We start from the raw sequence: 15,925 nt of genomic DNA, 5'->3' as shown, positions 1-15,925 counted from the left end.
GGGGAGAGAGCATGTCAGACAGTCAGCTTTATGAAATAACCGCGGGTTACAGCTATCGTCTGGGTGCCAACGTTGAGGAGAACGGGGTGAATTTCGCCCTGTTCTCCGCTCACGCCGAACGGGTAGAACTTTGCCTGTATGACGCCAGCGGCAAAAACGAAATTGCACGCCTGACGCTGCCGGAATACACCAATGAGGTGTGGCACGGCTTTGTGCCGGGCCTGCAGGCGGGAGCGCTGTATGGCTACCGCGTCTACGGTCCTTATGAGCCGGAAAACGGCCATCGCTTTAATCACCATAAGCTGCTGATTGACCCTTACGCGCGCGAGCTGGTGGGCGACATTGAATGGGATGCAGCCTGCTTTGCCTACGATCTTGAGCACGAAGATAAAGACCTGACCTTTGACACGCGCGACAGCGGGCCGTTTATGCCCAAGTGCAAAGTGATCGACCCGGAGGAGTTCAACTGGCACGACGAAAATCGCCCGGCAATTGCCTGGTCGGATGCGGTGATCTATGAGGCGCACGTCAAAGGCTTCACCCAGCTTAATCCGGCGCTGCCAGAAGCCCTGCGCGGCACCTATGAAGGCATGGGGCACCCGGCAACCGTCGACTACATCAAAAACCTCGGCATTACCTCGGTGGAGCTGCTGCCGGTGCACTGGTTCCCGGACGATCAGCACCTGCTGGATAAAGGGCTGAAAAACTTCTGGGGCTATAACACGCTGGCGTTCTTTGCCCCGGCCTCACGCTATTACGGGCCGGCGGGTATTCAGGGCTTCCGCGATATGGTGCGCGCCTTCCATGATGCGGGTGTCGAGGTGATCCTTGACGTGGTGTATAACCACACGGCGGAGGGCAACGAGCTTGGCCCGACGCTCTCTTTTAAGGGCATCGACAACTACTCCTACTACCGCACGCTGCCGGAAGAACATCGCTATTACATCAATGACACCGGCACCGGCAACACCGTGAATACCTCGCATCCGCGCGTGCTGCAGATGGTGCTGGACTCTCTGCGCTTCTGGGCGGAATCGATGCATATCGACGGATTCCGCTTCGACCTGGGGACGATTCTCGGGCGCGAACCGCAGGGCTTCGACCCGCGCGGCGGCTTCTTCGACGCCATTATGCAGGACCCGGTGCTGTCAAAACTGAAGCTGATTGGCGAGCCGTGGGACATTGGTCCCGGGGGTTATCAGGTTGGCGGCTTCCCGCCGGGCTGGGGCGAATGGAACGACAAGTATCGCGACACCGTGCGCGAATACTGGCACGGCGACAATGTCTCCAGCGATTTTGCCGCACGCCTGCTCGGCTCCGGCGATCTGTACGACCAGCGCGGGCGCCGCCCGTCGGCCAGCATCAACTTTATCACCGCCCATGATGGCTTTACTCTCAATGACCTTGTTTGCTGGAATGAGAAGCACAATGAAGCCAACGGCGAGGACAATAACGACGGCCACAACGACAACCGTTCATATAACTTCGGCGCCGAAGGGCCAACCGACGATGAGACCATCAACGCCCTGCGCGACCGGCAGAAACGCAACTTCCTCGCCACGCTGCTGTTCTCCCACGGCACGCCGATGCTGCTGGCGGGCGACGAGTTTGGCCGCAGCCAACAGGGCAACAACAACGGCTACTGTCAGGACAGCGAGATCTCGTGGGTCCACTGGGAAAATCGCCGCCCAGCTGACGATGAGTTACATGAATACACCCGCCATCTGCTGACGCTGCGCGCTGCGCAACCGCTGCTGCGGCGCGAGAGCTGGCGCGACGGCATGGAGATAAAATGGTTCAACGCCGGGGGCGGCTTCCAGCTGCCCGAGCACTGGGAGCATGGCACCACGCTGGGCGTTTATCTCTCACGCGCCGACCTACAGCAGGAGGAAGAGATCTGGCATGACGTGCTGATGCTGTTCAACCCGTTTGAAGGCAACGTTCCCTTCCGCATTCCGCAGTTTGGTGAAGGCGGCTGGGTGCTGGAGATCACCACCAGCTCCACGGCACAACCCGGCATGGTGATTACCCGCGAGAAGGATTTTGAGCTGGAGGGACGCAGCTTTGCGCTGTTCAGAAGGCCGTAACGCTGGCAGTCTGGATCGAAACCCCGTACTGAGGCATTATTTGCCAATTAACTGATTAGCAAGGTGCGGTGACCGTGGCCCCTTAAATACGCTCACCGCGCCGCCTCAAGTACAGGGACCCGCGTTATGACAGACAGCACCGCAAAAACCTCGCTGACGATGTACGGCATCAAAAACTGCGACACCATCAAGAAAGCCCGCAAATATCTGGAAGCACAGGGCGTGGACTATCAGTTCCACGACTACCGCGCCGACGGGCTGGATGCGGCCCTGTTGCAGTCCTTTATTGACACCCTGGGATGGGAAGCGCTGCTCAACACGCGCGGCACCACCTGGCGCAAGCTGGATGAGGCGGTGCGCAATGCGGTGAATAATCCCGCAGCCGCACGCGATCTAATGCTGGCACAGCCGGCAATCATCAAACGTCCGTTGCTCTGTGCGCCGGACGGCACTATGCTGCTGGGCTTCAGCGAAGCCACCTGGCAGCCGTTTATTCAGGAGAAGTCATAATCATGTACTGTCCGGTCATTGAGCTGACGCAGCAGCTTATTCGTCGCCCTTCCCTCAGCCCGGATGATGCCGGTTGTCAGGCTATTCTGATTGCCCGCCTGCAGGCGCTGGGCTTCACTATTGAGCCGATGAACATCGGCGATACCCTGAACTTCTGGGCATGGCGCGGTCAGGGTGAAACCCTGGCGTTTGCCGGCCACACCGACGTGGTGCCGACCGGCGATGCTAACCGCTGGATCAACCCGCCGTTTGAACCCACCATCCGCGACGGCATGCTGTTTGGCCGCGGCGCGGCTGATATGAAAGGTTCACTGGCAGCGATGACCGTGGCCGCCGAGCGCTTTGTCGCCGCGCATCCAAACCACAAAGGCCGACTGGCTTTCCTGATCACCTCTGATGAAGAGGCCAGCGCCACTAACGGCACGGTGAAGGTAGTGGAAGCGCTGATGGCGCGCAACGAACGCATGGATTACTGCCTGGTGGGCGAGCCGTCGAGCACCGAAGTGGTGGGCGATGTGGTGAAAAATGGCCGTCGCGGCTCCATGACCGCCAATCTGACCATTCACGGTGTGCAGGGCCATGTGGCTTATCCGCACCTCGCAGATAACCCGGTACACCGTGCCATGCCCGCGCTGAATGAGCTGGTGGCCACCGAGTGGGACCAGGGCAATGAATTCTTCCCACCGACCAGCATGCAGATTGCCAACGTGCAGGCCGGCACCGGTAGCAATAACGTCATCCCCGGTGACTGCTTTGTGCAGTTCAATTTCCGCTTTAGCACCGAACTGACCGACGAGCTGATCGTTCAGCGCGTGCAGGAACTGCTGGACCGCCATCAGCTGCGCTACAGCATTGAGTGGAAAGTGTCCGGTCAGCCGTTCCTGACCTCACGCGGTAAGCTGGTGGATGCGGTAGTTAACGCGGTTGAGCACTATAATGAGATCAGACCGCAGCTGCTCACCACCGGTGGCACCTCTGACGGGCGCTTTATTGCCCGCATGGGCGCACAGGTAGTAGAACTGGGTCCGGTGAACGCAACCATTCATAAGATCAATGAGTGTGTAAAAGCCGCCGATCTGCAGCTGTTAAGCCGCATGTATCAGCGGATTATGGAACAGCTGATCGCCTAAGCGATCTGGGGTGAAGATATGGAATTTTTGAAGCATTACTGGTGGATACTGGTGATCCTGCTGATGGTCGGCATTCTGATGAATGTCTACAAAGACCTGAAGCGAATCGACCATAAAAAGTTTCTCGATAACAAGCCTGAGCTGCCTCCGCATCGTGATTTCAACGATAAGTGGGATGATGAAGACGACTGGCCGAAAAAGAAGTAGCCTACTACCCGCATTTAATTTCAATTTGTGAAACTCCGCTCAGCCCCTTTTTTTTATCCGGGGCTGGCGTTGCTGCGCATAAAATTTGCTCTATTTTGTAGTGACAGGAATGTCACTACAGGGATAGGGAATGCCTTTGCTATACTTACACCATGGGTACACTTACGAGTGGGACTCAAAGAAAGCACAGCACAATTTAGATAAGCACAAAATAAGCTTTGAGCTTGCCTGTGAGGTCTTTGACGATCCCAACATTCTCTCTACCCGCGATCTGTCTGAAATTTATGGCGAAGAAAGATGGCAGCATTTGGGTGAAATTAAAGGCTGCGTGGTTTTGCTGGTTGTCAGCACCGATCGGAACGACAACATACGGATAATTTCCGCTCGTAAAGCGCTGCCAAAAGAGATCGGGAGATACAGACAATGGTAGGAAAGCTAGAGCAACTGAATGAGCTGGCAACGATTCAGGCCAAAGACATTGATACCAGCGATGCGCCAGAGTTAAAGGACAAAGCATGGTCAACGGCTGAACGCGGCAGGTTTTATCGGCCAAAAAAAGTACAAAAAACGGTGCGTATCGACGCAGATGTTCTTTACTGGCTTGAGAGCAAAGGGCCGGGCTATCAGACGCGTATCAATAACATTCTGCGTGAAGCCATGGGCAATGAAGGAAAATAGCGATGCCGGGTAGCTGTACTGCCCGGCATGAACCTACACTAACGCAATCACCTCATCCTCGCCCGGCGTTGCGCCGCCCAAGGCTTCGTCAAAATAGCGGCGCGGCACGGTAAACCGCAGGCGATCGAGCGCCAACTGCATCGCGCGGTCATCCACCGCATGCGGTAGATCGTCGACGATATCCAGGGTTACATCCCCTCCCAGCGCCGTTAAACGCGCTTCCGCCGCAACCGCGTGAGAGAGCGGCAGCGTCCTGTCATCGTCGCCGTAGATCAGGTGGAGCGCGGAAGAAAATGAACGGTTTTTGACGATGACGTTGAATTTATTGCAACGAGTCAAGCCACTGGCGCCACCGATCGGCCTGCTGAGCATCCAGCGCCATCAGCCCCTGCCGGGCTTCCTGGCGCTGTGCGGCCAGCAGCGCTTTACGCCCGGAGAGTTTCGCCCTGGCTATCACTTCAGCACTGCGTTGTTGCTGCAGAAGAGCGGCACTCAGCAGCGGCAGTGCGCAGGGCCGCTGGCTGACCAGCCTGCCCAGCGCGGCCAGGCTGGCTTCAAACGGCCGCTGTGCCCAGGCGAAACCGGCCAGCTCACGCCAGTCATCCTCATCAATATCTGCATAGCAGTGCGTCGCGAGCGGCAGCTCTTCTCCGGGCAGCTGACGACGTAACCACGCCCCTGCCCGCTCGAAGCGCTGCGCGGCACGCTGTGCCAGCTGCTGTCCTGCGGGGCTGAGCGGCAGAATCGCCATCGCGCTGAAGCAGCCGCTGCTGGCCTCGCGCACGCTGCCGATACGCACCAGCTGAAAACCGCAGCGCTGCCAGAACTGCCAGAGCGCTGAGGTGAAGCCAAAGCTGACTGACAGATAATCCAGCCCCTGCGCCTGCTGCTGACAGCCCGCCACCAGCTGCTGACCGATGCCCTGCCCGCGCAGCGCGGCGGCGACCGCAATCCGGCTGATGCGCCTGGAGCGCAGCTGCGGCGCGGCGACCTGCCCGGCATGCGCCGCCAGCGACTGCGCCACCAGATTGCCACGCGGGCGGCGGGTTCCGGCCCAGACGGCGCTGGACAGCGCCGCGCTCAGGCCGCCCTCATCCACCAGCCATAGCGCTCCCTGCACGCTGTCGCCCTGCAGCGCAGCGCTAAAATGCATGCCGGGCGCATCCATCATGCGCCGCAGATCGAGCGGCGAAGTGCGGTAGTGCGCGCTGGTCAGCAGCTGATATACCGCTGCCATTCGCGCAGGCTGCCGCCCCCAGTCGGGCTGTTCCAGCGCCACGTAATCCATGCTGCCATGCTGCGGCTCGACCTCCCGGTCATCAAACAGCAGCGCATCGCTGATAAAAGACTCCAGCGGATCGTTCTCCGCCCAGCGTAGTGGAGTATCGAGCTGATGCAGCGTCACATTGGGCAGCGCGGCGCAGAATTTCAGCAGGAAGCCACGCCCGGTGCCTTCATAACCCTGCACCGTGGTGGTCAGCAGCACGCGCGGAAACAGCGCAACCAGCTGGTGCAGCAGCGGCGTGGGAATCGCCGCCGCCTCGTCAATCAGCAGCCAGTCCACGCCGGGCTGATGCAGCGCCGCTTCGGCCAGCAGGCGGTCGGGCGCGATAAAATGAAAGGCATCACCGGCAAACTGCGCCAGTACCTCGGTGGACACCTTGCCCGGCGCGGTGACCAGGCAGCGCCCCGGCCAGCGCGCGGCCAGCATGCCCGCCAGCGCAGACTTGCCGCGCCCGCGCGCAGCGGTGATCGCCTGAACACCAGGAGACGCGTGCAGAAGTTTTGCCAGGATTTGCTGCTGCTGCAGGCTGCCATCGTCCGGCAGCCACTGCGGCACGGCTTCAGCGACGGGTAGTATCAGGGGGTGATTTTCTCGCCAGAGCACGGCCCGGGCATCGGCCTGTATCAGCTGCTGCAGACGCTGAATAAAACGCGGGGTGGCGCACGGCGCATCGCGCTCGCTCCAGCGCAGTGAATCCTCGTCAGGCTGCTGCGCCCAGTGGTCCCACTCCGGGACCAGCAGCAGCAGCCAGCTGCCCGCCTGTAGCGTTCCGGCCAGGGCGGCCAGCGCTTCGGCGTGAAAACCGCTGCGGGCGTCAAATACCGCGTGGTGGAACTCGCGCCCCAGCAGCGTGCGAATAGCAGATGGCGCGCAGCTTTGCACGCTATGCGACGGCTCGCCAACCCACAACCAGTCGCCGGGCAGCTGTTCCATCAAGCCTGCAGCCTGCTGTTCACTCCATTGCGCTGTCCCGCTGAGCACCAACAGTCGTCGCCAGCCCTGGCACTGCAGCCGGGCCGTGCCGTCGCGCCACTCACTCACCCGCGTTTAACCGGCAAAGGTATTACACTGGCCAGGATTTCCGCCATCGAAGCCTTTTTTAAACCAGGTGTAGCGCTGCTGTGAAGTGCCGTGGGTAAAGCTGTCCGGCACCACGCGCCCCTGGCCGCGCTGCTGCAGACGATCGTCACCGATCGCCTGGGCTGCATTCAGGGCCGATTCGAGGTCACCGGTTTCCAGCACGTTCTGCTGCTGCATATAGTGGCCCCAGACGCCGGCAAAACAGTCCGCCTGCAGTTCCATCTTCACCGACAGCTGATTCACCTGAGTCTGGCTGGCACCCTGCTGCATCTGGCGAACTTTCTGCTCAATGCCAAGCAGGTGCTGGACGTGGTGACCAACTTCATGGGCGATCACGTAGCCCTGGGCGAATTCTCCACCCGCACCGAGTTTATTTTTCATTTCGTCATAGAAAGAGAGGTCGATATAGACTTTGCTGTCGCCGGGGCAGTAGAACGGCCCCATCGCCGCCTGGCCGCCGCCGCAGGCGGTCTGCGTCTGATTGCGGTACATCACCAGCGTTGGGGCTTTCCACTGTTTCCCCATCTGCTGGAACAGCTGCTGCCAGGTATCTTCAGTCATGGCAAAGATGGTGCGGGTAAACTGCGCCGCTTCATCCTCTTTCGGGCTGGCCTTGCGCTGCTGCTGGGAAGTTTGTGTCATCTGCGTGCCGTCCCCGCCCAACAGCGGCGAGAGGTCGTAACCGTAATAGCTGGCCACCACCACCACGATAAGCAGAATAATTCCGCCTTTACCACGGGGAATACGCATACGCCCACCGCCGACGGTTCCGGACTCGTTACGGCGATCTTCTACATTGTCGCTTTCGCGACGCCCTTGCCAACGCATACAGTTATCCTCATGATCGCTCAAAACAGCGTATGTGGATTTTAGTCTGACGCAGCGGGGAAAACCAGAAAACGCGGAAACGGAAGAGGATTTTGCGCAAAAGGCTGAGGAAGGCCGGGCGCACCCGACCTCAAAATAGCGGGTTAGTCGAGCTTCACGCCCAGACGATTAGCCACTTCTTCATAGGCTTCAATCAGGCCACCGAGGCTCTGACGGTAGCGGTCTTTATCCATCTTGTTCAGCGTCTCTTTGTCCCACAGGCGTGCACCGTCCGGGGAGAACTCATCGCCCAGCACCACTTCGCCTTTGAACAGGCCAAACTCCAGCTTGAAGTCAACGAGGATCAGGCCCGCGTCAGAGAACAGCTTGCTCAGTACGTCGTTCGCTTTGTAGGTCAGCTCACGCATGCGCGCCAGGTTCTCTCTGTTTACCCAGCCGAAGGTTTCGCAGTAGGACTCATTCACCATCGGATCGTGTTTCGCATCGTCTTTCAGGAACAGGTCAAACAGCGGTGGGTTGAGGATCATCCCCTCTTCCACGCCCAGACGTTTTACCAGCGAGCCAGCCGCACGGTTACGGACCACACACTCAACCGGCACCATATCCAGCTTCTTCACCAGCGCTTCGTTGTCAGAGAGCAGGGCTTCCATCTGCGTTGGGATACCGGCTTCCTGCAGTTTGGTCATGATGAAATAATTGAACTTGTTGTTAATCATTCCCTTACGGTCAAACTGTTCGATGCGCTCACCGTCCAGCGCTGACGTATCGTTACGGAATTCGAGTACCAACAGATCCGGGTTTTCGGTGCTGTAAACGGTTTTCGCTTTGCCGCGATACAACTCAGCTTTTTTCTGCATCTTGTTTAACTCCAAACGATAATGAACTGTTACTGTCGGACCGGCTGAACCGGGCCGTTAATATTTTGCCTGGCGGAATTATATGTTCCGCGGGTAAAAAACCGAAGCAATCGTTTACGTCAGACGTAAATAAAAAGGCCGGAAGTTTCCGGCCTTGTGGCTTACTTGCTGAATGCGGCCTGGAACACCGCCACCAGCGCATCGTTCTGCGACTGGGTGAGCGGGTGACCTTTAGGGTCGAGGAACTGCAGGCTGCTACGGTTATCGAGGTCACCGACCTGAAGTTTGTAGTCGCCGTTTTTCAGTTCTGGATCCTTGGCACCCAGTTCGTCGAAGGTATTGCTGCCTGGCGCTTTATAAGTCACGTTCAGGCTACCCTGTGAGCGGTTGTTGTCGGTCACTTCCATACCAACGCGTTTCAGCGTTGCCGGCAGGCGCTGCCAGACCACGTTGAACGGTGCACGCAGGATCAGATTAGGCAGGCCGGTATCATCGGCACCGCTCTGCACGTCAATTTGCGTTGGGCTGCGGCTGGCAGCGGCATCTTCACGTGTGGTTTCAACCTTATCCATGGTGGCGCTGATTTCGTTCAGCATCTGGGCGGTGTAACGCTGGATCTGCACTGGCGAAGTCACTGCTTTATCCTGCTGCTGCAGCTCAAGCAGTTTCACCATCAGAACCTGCTGGCCTGCCTGCGGCTGCACGCTCAGCTGATAGCGGCCACGGTACTGATTATCTTCATCAGCACGGTTCCACTGTACCCAGTCGGTGGTCAGGGATTGACGCGCATCCTGACGGTCGGCAATCGGGAACTTCAGTAACTGCACCGCGTCAACAACCTGCGGCCAGATAGCGCTGCGGCTGTCGACCATCAGCGTACCGGTGTTACCGGCAAACTGGCTGCGGGTGCCGTTCATCAGTGCCAGCGTCTGCGCTGGCGGACGAATGTCCAGCTGCTTGCCTACCTGCCCATTAGGGTTGACCGACGGAATATCAAAGTCGCCATTTTGAATCGGCAGGATCATGCCAGCAGGCGCGCGCAGATCGCTAAGATCGGCTGCCTGCAGGTAGGATTCGTCACCGCTCACCTGACGCTTGTAACGCTGGTCGTTAGAACATGCTGCCAGCAGCATAACCAACGACAGTCCCACCACTTTCGCTACCGTGGACTTTTGTACTGAGTAAGCCATTAATTCTCCCTAAATTTAAAGCAGGCCAGCGTTTTTCAGTGCCTGCTCAACAACCGGACGACCGGCATCGGTCAGCGGCGTCATTGGCAGACGCAGCGTATCGGTTGCTATTAATCCTAATCGTTTCGCGGCCCATTTCACCGGGATAGGATTCGGTTCAGCAAACAGCTTGTGATGCAGATGCATCAGGCGCTGGTTCAGAATGCGCGCTTCGGCAAAGTTGCCCTGCTGCGCCAGAGCGCAAAGCTCGACCATTTCACGTGCGGCAATGTTTGCCGTAACGGAAATCACGCCGTGCCCGCCCAGGTGCATGAAGTCGAGCGAGGTGGCATCATCGCCGCTCACCAGAATAAAGTCTTCATTTACCCGCTCTTGGATCTGACTAACCCGCGATAAGTTCCCGGTGGCCTCTTTGATTCCGATAATATTTTTAATTTTGGCCAGGCGACCGACGGTTTCCGGCAGCAAATCCGTGCCGGTACGTGACGGTACGTTGTACAGCATCTGCGGCAGCTCGGTGCTTTCCGCGATGGTTTTGAAGTGCTGATACAACCCTTCCTGCGTCGGACGGTTGTAGTACGGCGTGACGGTCAGGCAGCCAACAACGCCAGAATTTTCGAAACGTTTGGTCAGAGAGACGCCTTCCGCAGTGGCGTTTGCACCGGTGCCGGCAATAACAGGGATACGGCCATCGGCCAGTTCCAGTGTCAACATCACCACGTCACCATGTTCATCATGGCTCAGGGTGGCGGACTCGCCGGTCGTTCCTACAGAAACAATTGCCGCGGTGCCGCTGGCAATATGGTAATCAATCAGTTTTTTCAGACTCGCACGGCAGACATTACCTTTGTCATCCATCGGCGTTACGAGTGCAACAATACTTCCCGTGAACATTAGCCATCCCCTCGACAAACAAGTGCTTCATGGTACGTTTGACCGTGCAGTAAAAGCAAGCGCGCAGCACGGCTCAAGCGCTTGTCAGCAGTTTTTTTTATGTTTACCTTATGGTTATTAGCATTTGCACAGGAAGATTGATTTTGTCGCAGTCATCGCAACACCATTTGGTTATCACTGCCCTTGGGGTTGACCGCCCGGGGATCGTCAATACTATCACCCGTCACGTCAGCAGCTGCGGGTGCAATATTGAAGATAGCCGGCTGGCTATGCTGGGTGACGAGTTTACCTTTATCATGCTGCTGTCCGGCAGCTGGAACGCCATCACCCTGATTGAATCGACGCTGCCGTTAAAGGGGGCAGAGCTGGAGCTGCTCATTGTGATGAAGCGCACCAGCGCCAGTACGCGACCGCCCCTGCCCGCCACGGTGTGGGTGCAGGTGGAGGTCATCGACTCCCCGCACATCATTGAGCGCTTTACCGATCTGTTTGATTCGCATCAGATGAATATTGCCGAGCTGGTGTCACGCACACAGCCTGCACAAGAAAACCAGCCGCCTTTGCTCTATATTCAGTTAACCGCCCATAGCCCGGCCAGCCAGGATGCGTCATTAATCGAGCAAGCGTTCAACCGGCTATGTACAGAACTCCATGCTCAAGGCACTATTAAGGCGGTTTCTCACCACGGCGCGTAATCCTTAACCTGCACGTGGGAAGCGCGTGAATTTTACCCCTAGCATGATGATAAAAATGGAGAGTAGTGATGAATCCACTGAAAGCCGGTGATACTGCACCGAAATTTAGCTTGCCCGACCAGGACGGCGAACAGGTAAATTTAACCGACTTCCAGGGACAGCGCGTTCTGGTATATTTCTACCCGAAAGCGATGACGCCAGGCTGTACCGTACAGGCATGCGGTCTGCGCGATAGCATGGACGAGCTGAAAAAATCCGGGGTTGAAGTATTAGGTATCAGCACCGATAAGCCGGAGAAGCTCTCACGCTTCGTCGAGAAAGAGCTGCTGAACTTCACTCTGCTGTCTGATGAAGACCATCAGGTCTGCGAGCAGTTTGGTATCTGGGGCGAAAAAACCTTTATGGGCAAGACCTATGACGGCATCCACCGCATCAGTTTCCTGATCGGCACTGATGGTAAAGTTGAGAAAGTTTTCGATGATTTCAAGACCAGTAACCACCACGATATCGTGATGGATTACCTGCAGTCGGCGTGATTTGAACCTGCGGGCCGACCCGCAAACGTCGGGGCCGATCGTCTTTTCGATCGGCCCTTGATAAACCTTCTACGATTTAGCCAGTTCATCCGGCCAGGCATGCACCACCGCTTTCACCAGTGTGGCGAGCGGTATGGCAAAGAACACCCCCCAGAATCCCCATAGCCCGCCGAAAATCACCACCGACAGAATGATCACCAGCGGATGCAGGTTTACCGCTTCTGAGAACAGTATCGGCACCAGTACATTGCCATCCAGCGCCTGAATCACCAGATAGACGATAATCATGGTCCAAAAATCTCCGGACAGCCCCCACTGACCCAGCCCCACGCCAATCACCGGAATGGTGACCGCCATTGCCCCGACGTAGGGGATCAGCACCGAGATACCGACCAGCACGCCCATCAGCAGCGCATAGTTCATACCGATAGCGAGGAAGCCAATCCAGCTGGCGATGCCGACCACCACCATCTCCAGCACCTTGCCGCGAATGTAGTTCGACACCTGCTGGTTCATCTCAACCCATACCTGCCCGGCAAGACCGCGATTGCGCGGCAGCACGCGACGAATGGCGTCCAGCATCTGATCTTTGTCCTTCAGCAGGAAGAACACCATCAGCGGCACCAGCACCAGATAGATAGCCAGCGTCATCAGCCCAACCAGCGAAGCCAGAGAATATTTCACCAGCTGGTCGCCCATGCCGCTCAGGCGGCTGCGCAGATTTTCCACCACAATATCGATAATGCCGACATCCATCAGCGTTGGGAAACGCTCCGGCAGACGGGTAGCGAACTGATACAGCCGCGTCAGCATGGTCGGCATCTCATGGGCGAGGTTGATGCCCTGCTGCCAGGCGACCGGCACCACCACCAGCAGCAATATCAGGATCAGGGTGGCAAAGACGATCAGTACCAGCGTCACCGCCCAGGTACGCGAGCAGCCAAGCCGCTCGAGCCTGACCGTGGGCCACTCCAGCAGGAAAGCCAATACGATTGCCACCAGCAGCGGCGCCAGCAGGCCATTAAAGAAAAACAGGATGCAGAAAGCAGCGATCAGGATCGCCAGCAGCGCAATGGCCTGGGGATCGCTAAAACGGCGGCGATACCACTGCATTATAAGTTCCAGCATGGTAAGTCCTTGCCTGAGAATGAGTGGGGGAAAGTGTACCTGAAACGCAGCGCCCCTGCAGTGTCGTCTGGGGCGCTGCGCGCGAACGCTTAATGCGGAAGGGGCTGTACAACAGCAGGCTGTTCGGTGCTGTTTTTTGCCACAATCACCTGATTGCGCCCGGCGTTTTTAGCGCGGTAAAGCGCATCATCCGCCTGCTTGAAGGTGTGCTCCATGGCGACGGCATTTTTCGCAGCCCAGAATGCCACTCCGACAGAAATGGTGATATGCCCGACCTGCTCCAGATCGAACCCTTCAATACGGCAGCGCACGCGCTCCGCGATCATCATGGCCACTTCGCGATCGGCGCCCGGCAGGATCATCAGAAACTCTTCGCCGCCGTTACGACAGATGACATCAGTCTGTCTGGCCCCCTGCTGCAGCTGGCGCGCCACGGTTTTAATCACCGTATCGCCCGCATCATGACCAAAGGTGTCATTAACGCGCTTAAAGTAGTCGATATCCAGCGCCAGTACCGCGAACGACTGGCTGGTGGCCTGGAAGTATTCCAGCACCGCATTCAGGCCACGGCGATTCAGCAGTTCGGTCATCGGGTCGGTCTGCACTTCGCTTTTCAGTCGGCCGATTTTGTCCTGCATCAGGGCGATCCCCGCCAGCATTGCCCGCTTAATCTGCGAGGCTTCGTAATACCAGGAGCGGATGCTGTTGATCTCTTTCGAAACGTTTTGCGTATCCATCTGGCTGGCTTTACGCGCCAGCTGCCACAGCGGTAGCGCAATGCGCTGGGCGAGGATCAGGGCCAGAATCAGCGTCAGCAGAGCAAACGGCACCGAATGTTTCAGCACCTGCAGCAGCAGGCTGTTGAGCGGCGCCAGCGTAGCCAGCGTCGGCTTGAGCGTGACGATGGTCCAGCCAGCGGTCGGGACGTTAGCGTAACCTGCCAGCATCGCCTCACCATTATCAGCGCTGACTTCCCTGTTGCCGTTGCTGGCTTTGCTGCGCTGGTCATTGCTGATTAACGGGTTGATGGTTTTGCCGACCATCTGGCGGTCCTGGTGATACAGCACCTGATTTTTACCGTCGATGACGTACAGCGTTGAGCCATCACGATAGAACTGCTCACCGAGCAGCACGTTCAGAATGCTTTTTTTCTTCAGATAGATAGAGCCGCCAACATAGCCGAGATACGTGCCGGTTTTTGACCAGATTGGCCAGGAGACAAACACCAGCAGATTATTGGCAGCAGACATGCTCGGCTGGCTGATCAGCGGTTTGCGCTCGGCCAGCGCCTGTTTTGCCGCAGCCGAACTGAGGTGCATGCCCTTCAGCATCAGTGATTCCGGCGAAATAGCGCGCACCCAGCCGTTAGCATCAACAATCACCACCGAGTTAAAGCTGTTGGTTTGCTCGCGCAGGCGATCCACTTCCTGCTGTAGCCTGTCGTCATCTTCCAGCCCGCTGCCCAACACTTTAGCGCTGTAAGAGAGCTGTGATTGCGCCAGCTGGAAAAACACCTCGGTGGTCGACGCCAGCTTGGTGGCGTAAACCCGGTTGGCTTCCAGCGTATTACCGATCAGCACATCGCGCTGCACACGCCAGCTGGCGTACAGAGAATTGGCGAGAGTGATCACAATGCTGGCGACCGCCAGCAAGGTTATAAGCGTGCGCAAGTCCGTTTTGGGGCGGGTAAGCCTCAGCATGGACTCACCTCGGTGAGAAGCATCATCATCAGCGCCTTATAATTTTTTATGCGCGTTGATACCCAATAAATTTCATGTTGCAGGAAGGCGGCAAGTGAGGAGATCCCCGGGAGCTTACTCCAGTCAGTGACCGGGGTGAGCGAGTGCAGCCAACACACCTGCAGCGTGCAAGATGGAGGGTATGTTTAAAAGTGCGAGTTATGCCCTGGTAAAGCACCTGCCAATTGTACACCTCTCAGCCGTTTTGGGAATAATCTGACGCTGTCAGGGCCAGGAAATATTTCACTTAAATCGAAAAAGGAATTTATCAGAAGAAGCGGGCCAGGTGGCCCGCAGCGCGGGGTTACATTGACAGGAAGGCGTAGCCCTGGTTTTCGAGGGTGGAAACGGTCGTCGGGCTGGAGAGCGCATGGGTAACGGATTTATCAATCCACTCGGGTTTATAGTGGTGGAAAGCCACCGACTGGTCGCACACCGATACGTCCACGCCCTTCTCGCGCAGCGCAGCAATCAGCTTCAGGTTCGGGTTATCCATACCGAACTGCTTATGATACTGCTCGTTGTTCAGCATTGCTGGCGTGCCGTCGCCGGTGACCGAAACCACAAACTTCAGTTTTTCTGCTGGAACGCCGGAAGCCACGTACAGATTGACCACGCGCGCCACGCGCTCCAAACCGAGGTTCGGATCGTTCGGGCCGTTCTCCGCTTTGGTTATCTGGAAGACGATTTTATTGCTGTCGTTGACGTTCGGCTTGTATGCCACGTTCGGCTCGTAGTGCATTTTGCCATAGCCTTCAATCGCTGGCGTCGACCAGAAACCCGCCGGGTCGCTGGCCGGATCGGCACGACTGGCAATTTTATCGATCAGTTCAGGCGCTTTAGAAAAGCTGGCGCCGACAAAACCAGCCACAGCCGCAATCAGGACATAAGAAACCACAGGACGCATAACCACTTCTCCGTAAGAGCACAGTAATGAGTGAGATATAACACAGGCTTTAGGGAAAGCTTTACCGGCTATTTTTCGCCTGGTGGCTTATTAGTTTCATATTGAAATAATATGTATTTACTACTGTATAGCTAAAATGACCAATGGGCATTGGGGTCCGATTTTGAACAAGCC

The 15,925-nt window shown here is 57.2% G+C and carries 17 protein-coding genes; 8 read left to right on the top strand and 9 right to left on the bottom strand.

Annotated features, from left to right (window positions below; all coding sequences use genetic code 11):
• Positions 1–11: 11 nt before the first annotated feature.
• The 6 genes from glgX (at position 12) to QLG07_RS09655 (ending at position 4,612) form a co-directional block, all read left to right on the top strand.
• Positions 12–2,087, top strand: a complete 2,076-nt coding sequence (gene glgX, locus QLG07_RS09680; protein ID WP_282469115.1) for a glycogen debranching protein GlgX — start codon at positions 12–14, stop codon at positions 2,085–2,087.
• Between the two features lie 126 nt (positions 2,088–2,213).
• Complete coding sequence (locus tag QLG07_RS09675) at positions 2,214–2,597, top strand: ArsC family reductase (RefSeq protein ID WP_282469114.1); 384 nt, start codon at positions 2,214–2,216, stop codon at positions 2,595–2,597.
• Between the two features lie 2 nt (positions 2,598–2,599).
• Positions 2,600–3,727 (top strand): succinyl-diaminopimelate desuccinylase, encoded by a 1,128-nt coding sequence (dapE, locus tag QLG07_RS09670; protein ID WP_048915231.1) that lies wholly within the window; start codon positions 2,600–2,602, stop codon positions 3,725–3,727.
• Positions 3,728–3,745: 18 nt separating this feature from the next.
• Positions 3,746–3,934, top strand: coding sequence for a YpfN family protein (locus QLG07_RS09665; protein WP_048915230.1), 189 nt, complete (start codon positions 3,746–3,748; stop codon positions 3,932–3,934).
• A 130-nt stretch (positions 3,935–4,064) separates the two neighbouring features.
• Positions 4,065–4,364, top strand: coding sequence for a BrnT family toxin (locus QLG07_RS09660; protein WP_048915229.1), 300 nt, complete (start codon positions 4,065–4,067; stop codon positions 4,362–4,364).
• On the top strand, positions 4,358–4,612 hold the full coding sequence (locus tag QLG07_RS09655; protein ID WP_048915228.1) for a BrnA antitoxin family protein: 255 nt from the start codon (positions 4,358–4,360) through the stop codon (positions 4,610–4,612). The genes QLG07_RS09660 and QLG07_RS09655 overlap by 7 nt, the downstream gene beginning before the upstream one ends.
• A gap of 33 nt (positions 4,613–4,645) precedes the next feature.
• On the opposite strand, the gene QLG07_RS09650 is transcribed toward QLG07_RS09655, so the two are convergent.
• The 6 genes from QLG07_RS09650 to dapA all read right to left on the bottom strand — a co-directional run bounded on the left by QLG07_RS09650 (position 4,646) and on the right by dapA (position 10,746).
• A complete protein-coding gene (locus QLG07_RS09650) occupies positions 4,646–4,951 on the bottom strand; it encodes a hypothetical protein (RefSeq protein ID WP_282469113.1) in 306 nt (101 codons plus the stop codon).
• Positions 4,935–6,938: a GNAT family N-acetyltransferase gene (locus tag QLG07_RS09645; RefSeq protein WP_282469112.1), complete on the bottom strand. Its 2,004-nt coding sequence runs from the start codon at positions 6,936–6,938 to the stop codon at positions 4,935–4,937. Before QLG07_RS09645 ends, QLG07_RS09650 begins: the two co-directional genes overlap by 17 nt.
• Positions 6,939–6,944: 6 nt before the next feature.
• On the bottom strand, positions 6,945–7,805 hold the full coding sequence (locus tag QLG07_RS09640) for a neutral zinc metallopeptidase (RefSeq protein WP_048915226.1): 861 nt from the start codon (positions 7,803–7,805) through the stop codon (positions 6,945–6,947).
• 143 nt (positions 7,806–7,948) lie between these two features.
• Positions 7,949–8,662: a phosphoribosylaminoimidazolesuccinocarboxamide synthase gene (purC, locus tag QLG07_RS09635; protein ID WP_048915225.1), complete on the bottom strand. Its 714-nt coding sequence runs from the start codon at positions 8,660–8,662 to the stop codon at positions 7,949–7,951.
• Positions 8,663–8,823: 161 nt separating this feature from the next.
• Entirely contained in the window at positions 8,824–9,852 is a 1,029-nt protein-coding gene (gene bamC, locus QLG07_RS09630) for an outer membrane protein assembly factor BamC (protein WP_282469111.1), read from the bottom strand.
• A gap of 15 nt (positions 9,853–9,867) precedes the next feature.
• Positions 9,868–10,746 carry a 4-hydroxy-tetrahydrodipicolinate synthase gene (gene dapA / locus QLG07_RS09625; protein WP_048915223.1) on the bottom strand — a complete coding sequence of 293 codons (879 nt, stop codon included), beginning with the start codon at positions 10,744–10,746 and terminating at the stop codon, positions 9,868–9,870.
• A 143-nt stretch (positions 10,747–10,889) separates the two neighbouring features.
• On the opposite strand from dapA, the gene QLG07_RS09620 reads away from it, so the two are divergent.
• Both QLG07_RS09620 and bcp read left to right on the top strand, forming a co-directional pair.
• The gene (locus tag QLG07_RS09620) at positions 10,890–11,441 is read left to right on the top strand and encodes a glycine cleavage system transcriptional repressor (protein ID WP_048915222.1); all 552 of its coding nucleotides are present in this window, start codon (positions 10,890–10,892) and stop codon (positions 11,439–11,441) included.
• Between the two features lie 68 nt (positions 11,442–11,509).
• Complete coding sequence (bcp, locus tag QLG07_RS09615; RefSeq protein ID WP_048915221.1) at positions 11,510–11,977, top strand: thioredoxin-dependent thiol peroxidase; 468 nt, start codon at positions 11,510–11,512, stop codon at positions 11,975–11,977.
• Positions 11,978–12,046: 69 nt separating this feature from the next.
• Here the strand turns inward: bcp and QLG07_RS09610 are convergent, their stop codons facing one another.
• The 3 genes from QLG07_RS09610 to QLG07_RS09600 form a co-directional block, all read right to left on the bottom strand.
• The gene (locus tag QLG07_RS09610; protein WP_048915220.1) at positions 12,047–13,105 is read right to left on the bottom strand and encodes an AI-2E family transporter; all 1,059 of its coding nucleotides are present in this window, start codon (positions 13,103–13,105) and stop codon (positions 12,047–12,049) included.
• Between the two features lie 89 nt (positions 13,106–13,194).
• A complete protein-coding gene (locus tag QLG07_RS09605; protein WP_282469110.1) occupies positions 13,195–14,805 on the bottom strand; it encodes a sensor domain-containing diguanylate cyclase in 1,611 nt (536 codons plus the stop codon).
• A 343-nt stretch (positions 14,806–15,148) separates the two neighbouring features.
• Positions 15,149–15,751 (bottom strand): DsrE family protein, encoded by a 603-nt coding sequence (locus QLG07_RS09600; protein ID WP_048915218.1) that lies wholly within the window; start codon positions 15,749–15,751, stop codon positions 15,149–15,151.
• Positions 15,752–15,925 lie beyond the last annotated feature (174 nt).

Source organism: Erwinia sp. V90_4 (assembly GCF_029967685.1).
GTDB lineage: Bacteria > Pseudomonadota > Gammaproteobacteria > Enterobacterales > Enterobacteriaceae > Erwinia > Erwinia aphidicola.
This window is presented reverse-complemented; position numbering and strand designations above follow the sequence as displayed.

Coding starts and splice junctions, on each gene's coding strand:
- bamC (WP_282469111.1), bottom strand. CDS start 9,852: ATGGCTTACTCAGTACAAAAGTCCACGGTAGCGAAAGTGGTGGGACTG.
- QLG07_RS09600 (WP_048915218.1), bottom strand. CDS start 15,751: ATGCGTCCTGTGGTTTCTTATGTCCTGATTGCGGCTGTGGCTGGTTTT.
- QLG07_RS09660 (WP_048915229.1), top strand. CDS start 4,065: ATGCCTTTGCTATACTTACACCATGGGTACACTTACGAGTGGGACTCA.
- QLG07_RS09610 (WP_048915220.1), bottom strand. CDS start 13,105: ATGCTGGAACTTATAATGCAGTGGTATCGCCGCCGTTTTAGCGATCCC.
- QLG07_RS09665 (WP_048915230.1), top strand. CDS start 3,746: ATGGAATTTTTGAAGCATTACTGGTGGATACTGGTGATCCTGCTGATG.
- dapA (WP_048915223.1), bottom strand. CDS start 10,746: ATGTTCACGGGAAGTATTGTTGCACTCGTAACGCCGATGGATGACAAA.
- QLG07_RS09655 (WP_048915228.1), top strand. CDS start 4,358: ATGGTAGGAAAGCTAGAGCAACTGAATGAGCTGGCAACGATTCAGGCC.
- QLG07_RS09605 (WP_282469110.1), bottom strand. CDS start 14,805: ATGCTGAGGCTTACCCGCCCCAAAACGGACTTGCGCACGCTTATAACC.
- glgX (WP_282469115.1), top strand. CDS start 12: ATGTCAGACAGTCAGCTTTATGAAATAACCGCGGGTTACAGCTATCGT.
- QLG07_RS09640 (WP_048915226.1), bottom strand. CDS start 7,805: ATGCGTTGGCAAGGGCGTCGCGAAAGCGACAATGTAGAAGATCGCCGT.
- QLG07_RS09675 (WP_282469114.1), top strand. CDS start 2,214: ATGACAGACAGCACCGCAAAAACCTCGCTGACGATGTACGGCATCAAA.
- dapE (WP_048915231.1), top strand. CDS start 2,600: ATGTACTGTCCGGTCATTGAGCTGACGCAGCAGCTTATTCGTCGCCCT.
- bcp (WP_048915221.1), top strand. CDS start 11,510: ATGAATCCACTGAAAGCCGGTGATACTGCACCGAAATTTAGCTTGCCC.
- purC (WP_048915225.1), bottom strand. CDS start 8,662: ATGCAGAAAAAAGCTGAGTTGTATCGCGGCAAAGCGAAAACCGTTTAC.